13 protein-coding genes are annotated in these 15,426 nt (G+C 70.8%); 7 read left to right on the top strand and 6 right to left on the bottom strand.

What is annotated here, in order from left to right; all coding sequences use genetic code 11:
* Positions 1-46 precede the first annotated feature (46 nt).
* The 3 genes from tatC to lnt are packed head-to-tail and all read left to right on the top strand — an operon-like array spanning position 47 to position 4,865.
* On the top strand, positions 47-808 hold the full coding sequence (gene tatC, locus QZ433_RS13225) for a twin-arginine translocase subunit TatC (RefSeq protein WP_295784355.1): 762 nt from the start codon (positions 47-49) through the stop codon (positions 806-808).
* The gene (locus QZ433_RS13220; protein WP_295784332.1) at positions 805-3,288 is read left to right on the top strand and encodes a DEAD/DEAH box helicase; all 2,484 of its coding nucleotides are present in this window, start codon (positions 805-807) and stop codon (positions 3,286-3,288) included. The genes tatC and QZ433_RS13220 overlap by 4 nt, the downstream gene beginning before the upstream one ends.
* Before the next feature lie 8 nt (positions 3,289-3,296).
* Complete coding sequence (gene lnt, locus QZ433_RS13215) at positions 3,297-4,865, top strand: apolipoprotein N-acyltransferase (RefSeq protein WP_295784331.1); 1,569 nt, start codon at positions 3,297-3,299, stop codon at positions 4,863-4,865.
* A 159-nt stretch (positions 4,866-5,024) separates the two neighbouring features.
* On the opposite strand, the gene QZ433_RS13210 is transcribed toward lnt, so the two are convergent.
* The 4 genes from QZ433_RS13210 to QZ433_RS13195 form a co-directional block, all read right to left on the bottom strand.
* Entirely contained in the window at positions 5,025-5,396 is a 372-nt protein-coding gene (locus tag QZ433_RS13210; protein WP_295784329.1) for an RNA polymerase-binding protein RbpA, read from the bottom strand.
* 93 nt (positions 5,397-5,489) lie between these two features.
* Positions 5,490-6,287 carry a glycerophosphodiester phosphodiesterase family protein gene (locus tag QZ433_RS13205; protein WP_295784327.1) on the bottom strand — a complete coding sequence of 266 codons (798 nt, stop codon included), beginning with the start codon at positions 6,285-6,287 and terminating at the stop codon, positions 5,490-5,492.
* On the bottom strand, positions 6,287-7,279 hold the full coding sequence (locus QZ433_RS13200) for an SPFH domain-containing protein (protein ID WP_295784325.1): 993 nt from the start codon (positions 7,277-7,279) through the stop codon (positions 6,287-6,289). The genes QZ433_RS13205 and QZ433_RS13200 overlap by 1 nt, the downstream gene beginning before the upstream one ends.
* Positions 7,276-7,752 (bottom strand): NfeD family protein, encoded by a 477-nt coding sequence (locus QZ433_RS13195; protein WP_295784323.1) that lies wholly within the window; start codon positions 7,750-7,752, stop codon positions 7,276-7,278. The genes QZ433_RS13200 and QZ433_RS13195 overlap by 4 nt, the downstream gene beginning before the upstream one ends.
* Before the next feature lie 175 nt (positions 7,753-7,927).
* On the opposite strand from QZ433_RS13195, the gene QZ433_RS13190 reads away from it, so the two are divergent.
* Complete coding sequence (locus tag QZ433_RS13190) at positions 7,928-8,692, top strand: SDR family oxidoreductase (protein ID WP_295784321.1); 765 nt, start codon at positions 7,928-7,930, stop codon at positions 8,690-8,692.
* Positions 8,693-8,694: 2 nt separating this feature from the next.
* Positions 8,695-10,665 carry a S9 family peptidase gene (locus tag QZ433_RS13185; protein ID WP_295784319.1) on the top strand — a complete coding sequence of 657 codons (1,971 nt, stop codon included), beginning with the start codon at positions 8,695-8,697 and terminating at the stop codon, positions 10,663-10,665.
* A gap of 49 nt (positions 10,666-10,714) precedes the next feature.
* On the opposite strand, the gene QZ433_RS13180 is transcribed toward QZ433_RS13185, so the two are convergent.
* Together QZ433_RS13180 and QZ433_RS13175 are read right to left on the bottom strand one after the other, a co-directional pair.
* Positions 10,715-11,263, bottom strand: a complete 549-nt coding sequence (locus QZ433_RS13180) for a DUF308 domain-containing protein (RefSeq protein WP_295784317.1) — start codon at positions 11,261-11,263, stop codon at positions 10,715-10,717.
* 86 nt (positions 11,264-11,349) lie between these two features.
* Entirely contained in the window at positions 11,350-12,279 is a 930-nt protein-coding gene (locus QZ433_RS13175) for an AEC family transporter (protein WP_295784315.1), read from the bottom strand.
* A 163-nt stretch (positions 12,280-12,442) separates the two neighbouring features.
* Between QZ433_RS13175 and QZ433_RS13170 the strand changes: the two genes are divergently transcribed.
* Both QZ433_RS13170 and QZ433_RS13165 read left to right on the top strand, forming a co-directional pair.
* Positions 12,443-13,216, top strand: coding sequence for a dienelactone hydrolase family protein (locus QZ433_RS13170; protein ID WP_295784313.1), 774 nt, complete (start codon positions 12,443-12,445; stop codon positions 13,214-13,216).
* Between the two features lie 330 nt (positions 13,217-13,546).
* A partial coding sequence (locus QZ433_RS13165) for a hypothetical protein (protein ID WP_295784311.1) occupies positions 13,547-15,426 on the top strand: 1,880 nt, incomplete at its 3' end.

Here is a 15,426-nt window from a genome sequence, read left to right as displayed (position 1 = left end):
GCCGCCGCGCATCGACGTGCCCGAAGGGCCCCGGCGCGACAAGCGCATGTCCATCGGTGCGCACCTCGTCGAGCTGCGCAAGCGACTGATGATCGCGGCCGCGGCGCTCATCGTCGGCATGGTGATCGCGTTCATCATCACCGACCCGATCATCCACCTCATCACCGAGCCGATCCGCGAGATCGCCGCGCGTCGCGGCGATGATTTCTCGGCGCTCAACTTCACCTCGGTGACGTCGGCGTTCGACCTGCGTATGCGCATCGCCTTCTCGATCGGCATCTTCCTGTCGGCGCCGGTCTGGCTGTGGCAGATCTGGGCGTTCATCATGCCCGGGCTCACGCGTAAAGAGATCCGCTACACGGTCGGGTTCGTGGCATCCGCGGTGCCCCTGTTCTTCATCGGCTGCTGGGTGGGCCTGCTGATCGTCCCGCACGTGATCGAACTCATGTGGGGCTTCACTCCCGACGGCGGCGTCAACTTCTACAACGCCACCGACTACTACGACTTCGTCTTCAAACTGCTCATCGTCGTGGGCGTCTCGTTCGTGCTGCCGGTGTTCCTGGTCGCGTTGAACGTCGCCGGCGTCATGAGCGGCAAGGCGATCCTGAAGGGCTGGCGCGTGGCCATCCTCATCGCGACCGTGTTCGCGGCCCTGGCCACCCCGGCGGCGGACATCGTCAGCATGGTGATGCTCGCCGGCATCCTGGTGGTGCTCTTCTTCGCCGCGGCGGGAGTGTCGATGCTGTTCGACCGCCGCCGCGCCCGTCAGGCGGCCGCGTCGGAGATGCCCTCGGGGCCCATCGCGTGAGCGCTCCGAGCCCAGCGGAGCGTTTCGCCCGCGCCCGAGCGCGTACCTCGCACCCTCACACGGCCGATTTCGCCGAGATGCAGCGGTTCGAGCTCGACGATTTTCAGATCGCCGGATGCCACGCCCTCGAGGACGGGCGGAGTGTTCTCGTCGCCGCACCCACCGGGGCCGGCAAGACCATCGTCGGCGAGTTCGCGATCCACCTGGCGATGCTCGAGCCGGGCGACAAGGCGTTCTACACCACGCCCATCAAGGCGCTGTCGAACCAGAAGTTCCACGAGCTGCAAGAGGTGTACGGCGACGACGAGGTCGGGCTGCTCACGGGTGACACGAACATCAACGCCTCGGCGCGCATCGTCGTGATGACCACCGAGGTGCTGCGCAACATGCTCTACGCCGATTCCCCGGCGCTGCGCGGTCTGCGATTCGTCGTGATGGATGAGGTGCACTACCTCGCCGACCGTTTCCGTGGCGCGGTATGGGAAGAGGTGATCATCCACCTGCCGCCGTCGGTCAAGCTCGTGTCGCTGTCGGCGACCGTGTCCAACGCCGAGGAGTTCGGCGACTGGCTCGACACCGTGCGCGGCGACACCGAGGTGATCGTGTCCGAGACCAGGCCCGTGCCGCTCGAGCAGCACGTGCTCGTGCGCGGCGATCTCCTGCCGTTGTTCGACGATCGCGCGGGCGTGGCGACCGCGCAGGTCAACCAGGAGCTGCTGCGCATCCGCGGCGGCAACGCCGGCGGGTACGACAACAATCGCCGGGCCCAGGAGTACCGTTCGCAGCGGCACGCGGGAGGTCCGCGTCACGCGCACCAGCGGCGCGGCGGACACAAGCCCGTCCGGGCCTCGCACGGGCCGCGCATCGAGCGCATCGACCGGCCCGAGGTCGTCGAGCTGCTGCAGCGCAGCCATCTGCTCCCCGCGATCTTCTTCATCTTCAGTCGCGCGGGGTGCGACGCCGCCGTGCAGCAGCTGCGTCGCGCCAACGTGCGGCTGACCTCGGCCGAGGAGCGCGAGGACATCCGTCAGATCGTCGACGAGATGACCTTCACCCTCAAGGACGAGGATCTGGCCATCCTGCACTTCTGGGAGTGGCGCGACAACCTCGAACGGGGCGTCGCCGCGCACCACGCGGGCCTGCTGCCGGCCTTCAAAGAGGTCGTCGAGGAGCTGTTCCGCCGCAAGCTCGTCAAGGTCGTCTTCGCCACCGAGACCCTCGCTCTCGGGATCAACATGCCCGCGCGCACGGTCGTGCTCGAGAAGCTCGAGAAGTTCAACGGCGAGGCGCGCGTGGCGATCACCTCGGGCGAGTACACCCAGCTCACCGGTCGCGCCGGCCGCCGCGGGATCGACGTGGAGGGTCACGCGGTCGTGCAGTTCACCGAGGGCCTCGACCCGCAGTCCGTGGCCGCCCTCGCCTCGCGCCGCACGTATCCGCTCAACTCCAGCTTCCGGCCCACCTACAACATGGCCGTGAACCTGATCGACCAGTTCGGTCGCGCTCGCGCACGCGAGATCCTCGAGTCCTCGTTCGCGCAGTTCCAGGCCGACCGATCCGTGGTCGGTCTCGCCCGTCAGGTGAAGGATGCCGAGGAGTCCCTCGCCGGGTACGAGCAGGCCATGACGTGCGATCGCGGGGACTTCCGCGAGTACTCGACGATCCGCCGCGAACTCAGTGACCTCGAGAAGATCAATCGTCGCGACGCGACCGCCCCGCGTCGTCTGCGCGACGAGCGGCAGCAGCAGATCCAGTCGCTGCGCACGCGGATGCAGCGGCATCCCTGCCACAACTGTCCCGACCGCGAGGCGCACGCGCGCTGGGCGGAGCGCTACTGGAAGCTCAAGCGCACCACCGACAAGACCCGCCATCAGATCGATCAGCGCACCGGCACGGTCGCGCGCGTGTTCGACCGGGTCGTCGAGGTGCTGGCGACGCTCGAGTACGTGGCGATCGACGACGACGGCGCCACGGTGCTCACCCGCGCCGGCCGCACGATGCGGCGCATCTACGGCGAGCGAGATCTGCTCGTGGCCGAGTCGTTGCGGCAGGGCCTGTGGGAGGGTCTGGACGCCCCCTCGCTCGCGGCGCTGGCATGCTGCCTGGTGTACGAGCCGCGGCGCGACGAGGCGGGACCGGGCGAGCGCGGTCTTCCGCGCGGTGCTTTCCGCGGCGCACTGGACGCCACGCACACCCTCTGGCAGGAGCTCGACGACCTCGAGCGCGACCATCGCCTGCCCGGGTCGGAATCCCCGGCGCCGGGCCTGGCGCCCGCGATGCACGCGTGGGCCCGCGGCCTGCCCCTGGACACGGTGCTGACGCTCGCCGACATGGCGGCGGGCGACTTCGTCCGCTGGGCCAAGCAGACCATCGATCTCCTCGATCAGATCTCGCTCGTCGCCGAGCCCAAGCTCGCCAAGACCGCACGGACGGCCCTGGATGCCGTGCGCCGCGGCATCGTCGCCTACACGTCGGCATGAGCGGTGCGATGACCACCGCCGCGGACCGGTCGCCCGCGGCGCCGCCGACACGCCCGATGGTGCGGCTCGCGTTCGCGGCCCCCCTGTCGGTCGTGGCGGGACTGCTGATGGTGACCGCGTACCCCGCTCTCGCGTGGTGGCCGATGGCCTTCCCGGCGACGGTTCTCGCCCTCGTGGTGTTGGCGGGGCGGCGCGTGTGGTCGGCGGTCCTGGTCGGCCTGTTGTTCGGTCTGGCGTTCTTCTCGGTCAACCTGCTCTTCACGGCGCGCTACCTCGGACCCGTCCCGTGGGCGGCGCTGTCAGTGCTCGAGTCCCTGCTGACCGCCGTGTTCGCCGTGCCGATCGCGCTGGCGTACCGGTGGATGCCGCGCGTCGCCCCCGGACGCGTGGGACGTCTGGTGCTGCTGCCCGCGCTGGTGGCGGGGTTGTGGACGCTGCGCGAGCAGGTCGTCGGGTCCTGGCCCTACGGTGGTTTCCCGTGGGGGCGCATCGGGGTCTCGCAGGTCAACGGCCCGCTCGCCGAGGTCGCATCGTGGGTCGGCATGTCGGGGCTGTCGTTCCTCGTCGTTCTGGTGTGCGCGCTGCTCATCGAGGTCGCGCGCGGGGGTGCCGTCCGCCGACTGACCGCGGCGATACCCGCGGCCGTCCTGCTGATCGTGCTTCTCGTCGTGCCGCAGTTCCCCACGACTGATGCGGGATCGCTGCGCGTCGGGGCGGTGCAGGGCAACGGACCCGCCGGCTACTTCGACCGGAAGGCGCGCGGGGCCGTCCTGAACGCGCAGCTGACGGCATCCGCCCCGCTCTTCGGACAGCGCATGGACGTGCTGCTCTGGCCGGAGGGGGGCGTCGACTCCGACCCCACCGCGAACGCGTCGACCTCGGCCGTGCTGCAGGAGCTGTCGCGCCGCGTCGATGCACCGCTGCTCGTCTCGGCGGTCACCGAGCGCGGCACCGAGTTGTTCAACTCCTCGCTGCTGTGGACGTCCGAGGGGCAGGAGGGGGCGACGTACGACAAGCGGCATCCCGTCCCCTTCGGCGAGTACGTTCCCGATCGGGCGTTCTGGGAGCCGTTCGCCCCCGACCTCATCGGCCTGATCGGCCGCGAGTACACCCCGGGCACCGCGACCCCGCTGATCGATCTGGACGGGGTCGGGGTGGGGCTGGCGATCTGCTTCGACGTCATCTACGACGACGTCGTGTGGGACGGCGCCGATGCCGGCGCCGAGGTCTTCATGTTCCAGACGAACAACGCCGATTTCCGCGGGACCGATGAGAACCTGCAGCAGCTCGCCTTCGCGCAGATGCGCGCGATCGAGACGGGGCGGTCGGTGGTGAACCTGTCGACGGTGGGGACGAGCCAGGTGATCGCCCCCGACGGCTCCACGCTCGACGCCCTGCCGATCGACACGGCCGGACACATGCTCACCGATGTTCCGCTGCGCACCGGGCTGACCCCCGCCGTGGTGCTGGGGCCCGCGATCAAGATCGCATTGGGCGGGGGGAGCCTCGCCGGACTGCTGGTGGTGGGCGTGATCGCCGCGCTGCGCGGGCGTCGACGCGCTGAGTCGGCGCGGTGAGTCACCGCGCGGGGCACTGACTCACCGTCGCGGCCCCGTCACGCTGTGCGGACCCCGCCGCGGACTTGCCGACCCGCGGCGCAGACTCATCGCCACCGCCCGCAACGACGAAGACGCCGGCCCCTCGGGGCCGGCGTCCAGGTCTACGACTGTCGTCGATCAGGCGCTGAGCTTCTCGTTCCCGGCGCCACGGCGGGCGCGGACGAAGGCGAGGCGCTCTTCGAGCAGTTCCTCGAGCTCGGGGAGCGTGCGACGCTCCAGGAGCATGTCCCAGTGCGTGCGGGCGGCCTTGTCGCCGGAGTGGTCGACGGTCGCGGTGCCGTCGCCGATGCGGAGCAGGGCCTCGGCGCCGCACGTGCGGCACTCCCAGGCCTCGGGGACCTCGGCGTCTGCAGCGAACGTCAGGACGGTGTCGCGTCCGCAGGTGCTGCAGGTGTAGGTGTGTTGTGCACGGTCGTGGAACACGACGCCGTCTTCGCTCTGGAGGCTCTGGGCGCCGAGTCGGATGCCGCGGAGACTGCGGTCTGCCATTGTGTGGTCCTCTCGTCGGTCCCCATGTATAACGTCCGCACCTGTGCGCTTTATTCGAACCGTGCGCGTCTGCGCGCCTTTCACAGACGATGCTCAGTCAGCGGTCGTCTCGCGGCCTTTCACCAGGGCGAGGGCCGCGTCGGCGCGGTCGGTCACCACTCCGTCGACGCCCCGGTCGAGCAGCCGCTGCATGTCGGCCTCGGCGTTCACGGTCCACACGTGCACCTCGACACCGGCGGCGTGCGCGGCCCGGATGAGCCCGCGGGTCGCCACGGGCACAGGTCCCTTCCGCTCGGGCACCTGCAGGGCGTCGAGACCCTCGAGCGCTGCGCGGACGCGCCGTCCCTGCCGCAGCGCGACGAGGCCCACCAGACGCGCCACGGTCGCCGAGCCGGGCGAGGTGGCGGGCCGGATCTCGGCTCCCGCCGCGGATGCCGCCGCCAGGGCGGCCCGGCGGCGCTCGTCCGAGAAGCTCGTCACGAGCACGCGATGCGCGTGCGGTGCGACGAGACGACCGACGCCCTCGGCGGCCGCTTCGGCCTTGACGTCCAGATTGAAGCGCACGTCGGGGAAGGCCTCGAGCGCCTGTCCGAGCGTGACGAGTCCGCCGCGCTCGGACATGAGCTCCTCGAGCTCGTGCAGGCGCACGTCCGCGATCCGACGCGGGTCGCCCGCCACGCGCTGCAGGTCGTCGTCGTGGAACAGCACGACCTCGCCGTCGGCGGTCAGATGACAGTCGGACTCGACGTAGGAGACACCGGCGGCATGCGCCTCGGCCACGGCGGCGAAGGAGTTCTCGACCACGCCCTGGGCGGCGGCATCCTCGGTCACCAATCCGCGGTGCGCGAGTACCCGAGGGGCGTCGGGGGAGAGGTAGGGGTGGCGGGCCATCACGATGTCGTGGACTCCTGGGCCCCGGGGCGGCCGTCGGAGGACGTGTCGGCGGGCAGCCCGTCGTGTCGTGTGCGATCGGCGCGGGCGTCGGGATCATCCGCGGGGCGCATGGCGAACGCACCCGAGATCCCCTTCAGCGCCTCGGTGAACTCGCTCGGGATGATCCAGAGCTTGCTCGACGAGCTGTCGCTGATCTTCGGCAGCGTTTGGAGGTACTGGTAGGCGAGGAGTTTGTCGTCGGGTCGGCCCTCGTGGATCGCGCTGAACACGGACTGGATCGCTTCGGCCTCGCCCTGTGCGCGCAGGACGGCCGCTTGCTTGTCGCCCTCGGCCTCGAGGATCGCGGCCTGACGGCGCCCCTCGGCCTCGAGGATCTGAGACTGCTTGGATCCCTCGGCCGTGAGGATCGCGGCGCGCCGGTCGCGCTCGGCTCTCATCTGCTTCTCCATCGAGTCCTGGATCGACACGGGCGGGTCGATCGCCTTCAACTCGACGCGTCCGACCCGGATGCCCCATTTTCCCGTGGCCTCGTCCAAGACGACGCGCAGCTGCCCGTTGATGTTGTCGCGGCTGGTCAGCGCCTGTTCGAGGTTGAGGCCGCCGACGACGTTGCGCAGGGTCGTCGTGGTGAGCTGCTCGACCGCGCCGAGGTAGTTGGCGATCTCGTAGGTCGCGGCACGCGCGTCGGTCACCTGGAAGTAGACGACGGTGTCGATCGAGACGACCAGGTTGTCCTCGGTGATGACGGGTTGGGGTGGGAAGGACACGACCTGCTCGCGCATGTCGATGAGCGGACGGACGCGGTCCACCAGCGGCACGACCAGGTTCAGGCCGGGGGAGAGGGTCTTGTGGTAGCGCCCCAGTCGCTCGACGACCCCCGCGCGCGCCTGCGGGATGATCCGGATCGCGCGGAACAGCACGACGGCGACGAAGACCACGACCACCCCCGCCAGGATCCAGCCGATCGTGACGGGGACGACATCGTTCATGAGCGGACCTCCTGTGCGCGTGCGCGGACGACGGCGGTCGCCCCCTCGATGCGGACGACCTCGACGCGCGTGGCGGGGTCGAGTCGGATGCCGGTGTCGGTGGTCGCGGTCCACACGTCGCCGTTGGAGAGCTTGACCTGGCCCGTCACCGAGGGCGAGACGCGTGACAGCACGAGGCCCTCGAGCCCGAGCAGTGCCTCGACATTGGAGGGTCGGGTGTCGGCCCCCGCGTGCAATCGACGCAGCAGCGGCGGACGCAGGAACGTCAGCAGGGCGACGGCGGCCAGGGCGGACGCGATGATCTGCAGCCACAGCGGAGCGCCGAGCAGGGCGGCCCCGAGCCCGACCAGGCCGCCTCCGGCGCACATGAGGAACGTCAGCTCGCCGGTGAGCATCTCGACGACCGGGAAGACCAGGATCAGCGCGAGCCAGACGATCCACGCCCAGACGCCGATGGTGGAGAGAACGTCCATGTCGTACCTCCTGGGCCGAACGTAGCACTCGCTCGAGGTGTGCGGGCCGGTTCTCAGCGACCGCTGAGCACGACGCGTCCGGGGGTGACGACTCGACGATCGCTAGGCTGGGGTCTTGTCGTGTGCGCCCGGATCGGCCGGCGGCATCCGATCCCCGAATCGTCAGGAGAACCCCGTGTCCCAGACCCTCCCGTCCGGCTCGTTGAGCGGCAAGACCGCCCTGGTCACCGGCTCGTCGCGCGGCATCGGCGCCGACACCGTCCGCTACTTCGCCGAGGCCGGCGCCAACGTCGTCATCAACTTCCGCAACAAGGCCCCGCGCGCCGAGAAGCTGGCCGCGCAGCTGCGCGAGCTGGGCGTCGAGGCGCTCGTCGTCGGCGCCGACCTCACCGACCCCGAGTCGGTGAAGGCGATGTTCGACGAGGTCCAGCGCACGTTCGGCGGCCTCGACATCCTCGTGCTCAACGCCTCGGGCGGTATGGAATCCGGCATGGCCGAGGACTACGCCCTGCTGCTCAACCGCGACGCGCAGGTGAACGTGCTCGAGACGGCGCTCCCTCTGCTGAAGGACGACGCCCGCGTGGTCTTCGTCACCAGCCACCAGGCGCACTTCATCCGCACGACCCCGACGATGCCCGAGTACGAGCCGGTCGCGCTGTCCAAGCGCGCGGGTGAGGACGCGCTGCGCGAGAAGATCCCCGCTCTCGAGGAGCGCGGCATCGGCTTCACCATCGTGTCGGGCGACATGATCGAGGGCACCATCACGGCGACGCTGCTCGAGCGCGCCAACCCGGGTGCGATCTCGGCGCGCCGCGAGGACGCCGGCAAGCTGTACAACGTCGCCGAGTTCGCCGCCGAGGTGGCCCGCGCCGCCGTCGACCCGGTTCCGGCCGACAACACCCGACTGGTCGGAGACACGGGTTCGTTCGGAGGCGAGTGAGCATGCGGCCGACCGACATCGAATCTCTGATCGGGGTCGGTCGGCCCGCGATCTCGTCCGACGCGGCGTTCGCGGTCTTCGCGACGTCGCGTCCCGATCTGGCCGCCGATCGCGCGGTGGGGCAGCTGTGGCGGGTCGACCTGCCCGCGGGGCGCCCACGCCGCCTGACGCGCGGAGTGGCGGACCGTTCTCCGCGGCTCTCGCCCGACGACGCGACCATCGCCTTCCTCCGGGCGGACGCGAAGGGGCGCGCGCAGCTGTTCGTCGTCGCCGTCTGCGGCGGCGAGCCGGTGCAGGCGACCGACCAACCCGGGGGAGTGACCGACTTCTCGTGGTCACCGGACGGCGCGCGCCTCGCCTTCACGGCGCGCGTTCTTGAACCGGGTCGCTACGGAACGGTCGAGGGGCGGGATGCCGCGGCCGAGCCGCCGCGTCGCATCACCGGCATCCGCTGGAACGCGAACGGGCTGGGCTACCTCGACCGCCCCGCGCACGTCTTCGTCGTCGACGCGCCCGACACGGACGCGGAGCCGTTCTACGAGCCCGCGCCCGCCCTCGACGCGGCCGAGAAGACCGTCGTCGCGGCTCCCGCCGTGGCGCTGACGCGGGGCGCGTCGAGCTGGAACGGCGTGGTCTGGACGGCCGACGGAACCGAACTGCTGAGCGTGCCCGACACCGTCGAGACCTCTCGTCGCGACCTGCGCGACCGGGTGGTCGCGATCGCCGTCGACGGCGGTGCGCAGCGGGAGGTGCTCGCCGCGACCGAGAACCTCTCGGTGTCCTCGATCGACGTGGCCCCCGACGGCGCCGTCTTCGTCCTGGCGAACGACGTGGGCGACGAGGGGCTCGATTTCGTCGCGCCCGGTGTCGCGCTCTTCGCCCTGGAGGCCGGTGTCCCGCACCTGCTGACCGATCCCGAGACCATCGACCTGGGTGAGGTGGGCAGCCACCTGTCGTTCGCCGGCGACGACGTGCTGGTGCAGGACCGTTCCCGCGGCCGCGTGCGTCTGCTCCGGGTCACGCGGGCGGGCGCGATGACCGAGGTGCTCGGCGGCGACCTCGAGGTCGGCGGGCACGCCGTGGCGAAGGGACGGGTCGTGGCATCCGTCGCCGCTCCGGAATCGTTCGGCGAGCTCGTCGTGGTCGAGGGGCGCGAGGTGCGGTCGCTGACCGACTTCGGCGCTTCGTCCCGCGCGCGGGGCGTCGTGGTGCCGGTCGAGCGGGAGATCACCGGCCGCGACGGCTATCCCGTGCACGGCTGGGTCGCGACCCCCGAGGGGGAGGGGCCGTTCCCGGTCATCCTGCAGATCCACGGCGGGCCGTACGCCTCGTACGGCGTGCACCTCTTCGACGAGACGCAGGTGCTCGTCGCGGCCGGCTACGCGGTCGTCTACAGCAACCCGCGGGGGAGCGCCGGCTACGGCCGCGCGCACGGGCGTTCGATCCGCCGCCGCATGGGGACCCTCGACTTCTTCGACGTCATGGACTTCTTCGACGGCGTCGTCGCGGCCGACCCGCGCCTCGACGCGCGGCGGGCGGGCGTGATGGGAGGCTCGTACGGCGGATACCTGACCGCGTGGATCATCGCGCACGACCACCGCTTCGCCGGGGCGATCGTGGAGCGCGGGTTCCTCGACCCCGCGGCCTTCCCCGGCTCGAGCGACATCGGCTCGTTCTTCGGTGACGAGTACGTGGGCACCGACCCGCTGCTGATCGCCGCGCAGAGCCCGATGGCGGTCGTCGACCGGGTGCGGACGCCCACGCTGGTCCTGCACTCCGAGCTCGACTTCCGCTGTCCGCTCGAGCAGGCGACGCGGTACTACGCGGCGCTGAAGCGCGGCGGCGTCGAGGCCGAGATGCTCGTCTTCCCCGGCGAGGACCACGAGCTCACGCGGGCCGGCCGCCCCCGGCACCGGGTGCAGCGATTCGACGCGGTGCTCGAGTGGTGGGAGCGGTACCTGCCGATCGGGTGAACGAAACAGGGGCCGGATGCCGTGGCATCCGGCCCCTCTTCTCGGACTTCTACGCGACCTTGCCGAACTGGATCGCGCGAACGATCTGGAACACGCCGAGCACGAGCAGCGAGAAGCCGATCAGCAGGAAGAGCGTCACCGCGCCCAGCAGCGGCGAGAAGAGCAGGACGACGCCGGCGACGATGCTGACGATCGCGAAGAAGATCGTCCAGGCTCGGGCCTTCGAGCCGTGACCGATGGTGGTGAGCGAGACGACGCCCTCGATGATCCACAGGATGCCGACCAGGGTGCCGATGAAGACGCCGAACCAGGCCGCGGTGGCCGGCAGGTTCGTGAAGGAGAAGATCCCGGCGACGATGAACAGCACGCCCAGGACGATGTGGCCGATGCGGGCCCAGCCGGAGCGCCAGAACAGGCCGATCCCGATGTTCACCAGTCCGGCGATGACGACGTAGACGGCGATGATGCCCACGGCGACCTGGGCGGTACGGCCCGGCCAGATCAGGATGAGCAGGCCGATGACGAGCGAAAGGGCGCCGCTGATGCCGAGCGCGGTACGCAGTGCTCCGACGGCGGGGTTCGTCGTGGATGAGGACATGGCGAGCCTTTCTGTGTGAACGCTGAAAGCAATGCTCACCTTAGACCCGAGGATGAAACTTTCGCGAGAACCGACGGAACGAGCGGTCACACGGGGGAGTGGGGGACCAGCAACGCCACCGCGAACAGCACCGGCAGGCACCCCACGGTCGAGATGAAGACCACGTCGCGCGAGAGGATCTCGCCGACACCGTACCGCTGCGCGAAGTTGAAGACGTTCTGCGCCGTCGGCAGAGCGGCCAGCACCACGACGACGAACACCTGATCCGCCGGCAGGGCGAACAGCGTCGCCACGGCGAAGGCGAGCGCCGGCATGGCCACCAGCTTCAGCACCGACGCGATGACGACGTCGATCCGCCGCCCGGGCTCGGTGAGCACGCGCTGACCGTACAGCGACATGCCGTACGACATCAGCAGCACCGGCACGCACGCTCCGGCGATCAGGTGCAGCGGATCGAACACGATCGGGGGGAGCTCGACGTCGAGCAGCGCGACGACGACCCCCAGCGCCGAACCGATGAGCATGGGGTTCTTCGCCGTCTGCAGCAGGATCCGCCCGACGTTGCGGGAACCGGAGGTCGCGGCATCCAGGACCGTCAGCGCGATGGGCATGAGAACGAGGAGTTGGAACAGGATGACGGGCGCGGAGAACGCCGCGTTGCCCAGCATGTAGAGAGAGATCGGGATGCCGATGTTGTTGCTGTTGACCTGGCCGGCCGACAGGGCGCCGATGACCGTCTCGCCGACCGGGCGCCGCAGGATCAGCGCCGACACCAGCGCGTACACGCCGATGATGACCGCGGCGGTGATCATCGACACGGGCAGCAGCGCCGAGAACAGCGTCGCCACGTCGGCCTTCGCCAACACCGTGAAGAGCAGGAACGGCGACAGGACGTAGAAGGTGAGCCGGCTGAGGACGTGCCGCGCGTGCGGGCCCAGCAGATCGATGCGGGCGATGATGTAGCCCACCACGACGGCGAGGCCGACGACGGCGAAGCCGGTGAGGATACCGCTCACGTGCCGGGCATTCGTCGAGGGGTGCACGGGGGAGTCATCGTTTCGAGCGTAGCGGTGCCTCGGCGACGACCCGGACGCGTTGTGGGTTCGCCGCGAAGCGGCGTGGCGCCGGTCGCGGCGGTCTAGGGTCCGAAGAGCACCCCGGCTGACAGAGGAGACCCCCGTGACCGCGTACGCCCCCCATCTCACCGCCATCCTGGACCGCGAGCCCGTCCCCGCCGCCGGGATCGTCTCGCACGAGGTCGACTACGAGGCGGACGGCGTCGCCTTCCGCGGGTACCTCGCCCGCCCGGGCGGTGAGGGTCGGCATCCCGGGATCCTCGTCGTGCACGACTGGCTCGGCGTGACCGACTACGTGCGGATGCGCTGCGACATGCTCGCGCGCCTCGGCTATGTCGCTTTCGCCGCCGACGTCTACGGCGCCGACGTGCGCCCGGCGCCCGACGAGGCGGCCGCCGTCGCCGGCGGGTTCTATCAGGACCGACCGCTGTGGAGGGCACGCCTGACCGCGGCGTTCGCCCGCATGCGGCAGGAGCCGTCGGTCGATCCGGAACGTACCGCGGCGATCGGCTACTGCTTCGGCGGATCGTCGGCGCTCGAGCTGGCCCGCACCGGTGCCGACATCGACGCGGTCGTCAGCTTCCACGGCGGGCTGCTGACCGGGCCCGCCGGTGAGGCCGAGGAGATCACCGCGAAGATTCTCGTCCTGCACGGCGCCGCCGATCCGGTCGTTCCCGACGACGACCTGCTCTCCTTCGAGAACGATCTGCGCACGGCGCCGTCTGTGGACTGGCAGGTGGTCGCGTACGCGAACGCGATGCACGCGTTCACGCTTCCGGATGCCGACGCGCCCGAGCAGGGAGCGCTGTTCGACGCCCGCGCCGAGCGGCGCAGCTGGGCGGCGATGAAGGCGTTTCTCGCGGAGGTTCTCGGGTAGGGCGCGCGGAGCGGCGGTCGGGGTCGTGTCAGCGCCCGACCTGGTCGCGGAGGAACGAGGATTCCGGCACCTCGTCGACGGCCCCGCGGTGGAGTGAAACCGATCGGTTGAGAACCGACGCGCCACGGACTCCACCCTGTGGACAACGGTCCCGGGTACGGCCGACCCGTTGCAAATCGTCCTGGGCGCGGCGCGTCGGCGGCAGCAGTGCGAAGACTGCGGCGGCGAGGAGTAGGTTCGCCTCATCCTCACCGTTCTAGGAAATCCGTGCGCCAACTGTTCTTTTCTCCGCGCGCCTTCATCGGGGGCACAGTCGCCCTCGTTGCGGCGGTGACGACTGCGCTCGCCGTGCTCGTGCCCACCCTGACTGAGCAGGCGGGTGACGCGGGGGCACGCAGCGTCGTCGCCGCCCGCTCGGGAGCCCAGACCGGCCTCGACCTCGGCCTCCCGGCATCCGGAGACATCGCCACTCAGGACGAGCTTGTGCATCGCGCGATCGCCCGCGTCATGCCGGCCGGTGTCGACCTGACGATCGAGAGGACCGAGACCGCGGGGCTCCTCGACGTGGGGGCGGGGCGCGCCTACCTTGCGAGTGTCGCCGGCCCCGCCTTGCCGCTCGACGCCGGACGATGGCCCACCGCTGCCGGCGAGGCCGCCCTCGGCTCGACGGTCGCCGAGACGCTGGGCATCGCCATCGGTGACACTCTCGCGCTCGGCGACCGCACGGTGCAGGTCACGGGGCTGTGGTCCTCGTCACGCGCGTCAGCGGATCGGTGGTTCGGCGTGCGAGCGGCCTTCGCCGAGGGCGGGGGAGAGGGACCCGTCGCGGTGTCGGCGGACGTCGTCGACGCCGTGGCCACCGCGAAAGGACTCTCGCGCGAGGTGCACTGGACGCTGCGCCCGGACGCCGCGCACCTCGATCTCGCGATCCTGCGGGGGGTGAGCGCCGGGTGGCGGGCGCTCCCGGACGCCCTGGCGGCGGAAGGGGTGGATGCCGCGGGCATCGAAACCGCCGGAGCCCTCGTCCCGACAGCGCAGATCGCGTCGGCCCGCGCCGCCGTGCTGAACGCGGCCGCGCCCGTTTCGCTCACGACCGTCGCTCTCGCCTCGCTCGCGGTGACGACCCTCTTCGCCGCTCTGCTGGTGGACTCCGCAGCCGCCGAGCGGCGGATCCGCTGGGCGCGTGGCCAACCGCTGACACGCATCATCGCCGCCGAATCGGTGCGGTCACTCGTTCCCGGCGTCGTCGGCGCGATCCTCGGTGCGGCTTCGGTCGTCATCGCGCTCGCGCCGTCCGTTGCCGTCGTCCCCTGGATGATCGGTGCCGTGGTGGCGAGTTCCGTCATTCCGGCGGTGCTCGTCGCCGTCCTCGCCGCCCGCGACATAAGCGTCCTCAGTCACGCGGAGGGGGTCGCGTCACCGTCACGTCGGTGGAGTGCCGCAGTCGCGGCATCCGTCGTGCTCCTGGTGGCAGGCTTCACGACCTGGCGCGCGCTCACGCTCGGCTCGGTCTCGGGCGACGTTCGCGGCGGCCTCTCACCCGATCCCGTCGCCGTCGCGGCCCCCGCGGCGCTCCTGCCCGCCGTGGTCCTCGTGGCGACGGCCGCCCCTCTGCTGCTCACGCGGCGACTCCGGGAGCGGCGTGCGCAAGCGGGTCGCGCCACCGCGTTCCTCTCCGCGATGGGCGCGGCGCGGCGCCCGTTCGCCCTCGCCGCGACCATCGCCATCGTGGGTGTGGCTGTCGCGCAGCTCGGCTTCGCCGCGGTGTACCAGTCGACGTGGGACGCGGGGTACCGCACCGCTCTTGCCGCCCAGGAGGGAACAGGTCTGCGCGTCGCGAGCGACGGTGACGAACTGACACCCGCGGTGCTCGATCGCGTCGCCGCCGTCGAGTCGGTTGCGGGAGTCGCGCCGGTGTGGACCGCGAACACCTCGATCGCCGCGCGTTCGGCCTCGCTCGTGATCGCTTCCTCTACCGCCGTGGCCGCCCTCGCCGACCCCGCGGTCCCCGATCGTGACCGACTGGCAGAGGGGGCACGATCGGACGCTCCCGGCCCTCTCCTCCCCGAGGAAGCACGGGCCCTGCGTGTGCAGGTGCGGGCGACGGATGCCACGGCGCAGGCTGCCGCAGTCGTGCTCGTGGACGGCTGGGGGCGGGTGACCTCCGTCGACGCCGGGAGCGACGGGGTCTTCGCGATCCCCGCTGTCTC

Origin of the sequence: uncultured Microbacterium sp. (assembly GCF_913776565.1) — a bacterium.
Taxonomy (GTDB): domain Bacteria; phylum Actinomycetota; class Actinomycetes; order Actinomycetales; family Microbacteriaceae; genus Microbacterium.
Note: the sequence above shows the minus strand (reverse complement) of the source record. Positions and strands in the feature narration are given on the sequence as shown.

Coding starts and splice junctions, on each gene's coding strand:
- tatC (WP_295784355.1), top strand. CDS start 47: ATGTCCATCGGTGCGCACCTCGTCGAGCTGCGCAAGCGACTGATGATC.
- lnt (WP_295784331.1), top strand. CDS start 3,297: ATGACCACCGCCGCGGACCGGTCGCCCGCGGCGCCGCCGACACGCCCG.
- QZ433_RS13210 (WP_295784329.1), bottom strand. CDS start 5,396: ATGGCAGACCGCAGTCTCCGCGGCATCCGACTCGGCGCCCAGAGCCTC.
- QZ433_RS13205 (WP_295784327.1), bottom strand. CDS start 6,287: ATGGCCCGCCACCCCTACCTCTCCCCCGACGCCCCTCGGGTACTCGCG.
- QZ433_RS13200 (WP_295784325.1), bottom strand. CDS start 7,279: ATGAACGATGTCGTCCCCGTCACGATCGGCTGGATCCTGGCGGGGGTG.
- QZ433_RS13195 (WP_295784323.1), bottom strand. CDS start 7,752: ATGGACGTTCTCTCCACCATCGGCGTCTGGGCGTGGATCGTCTGGCTC.
- QZ433_RS13185 (WP_295784319.1), top strand. CDS start 8,695: ATGCGGCCGACCGACATCGAATCTCTGATCGGGGTCGGTCGGCCCGCG.
- QZ433_RS13180 (WP_295784317.1), bottom strand. CDS start 11,263: ATGTCCTCATCCACGACGAACCCCGCCGTCGGAGCACTGCGTACCGCG.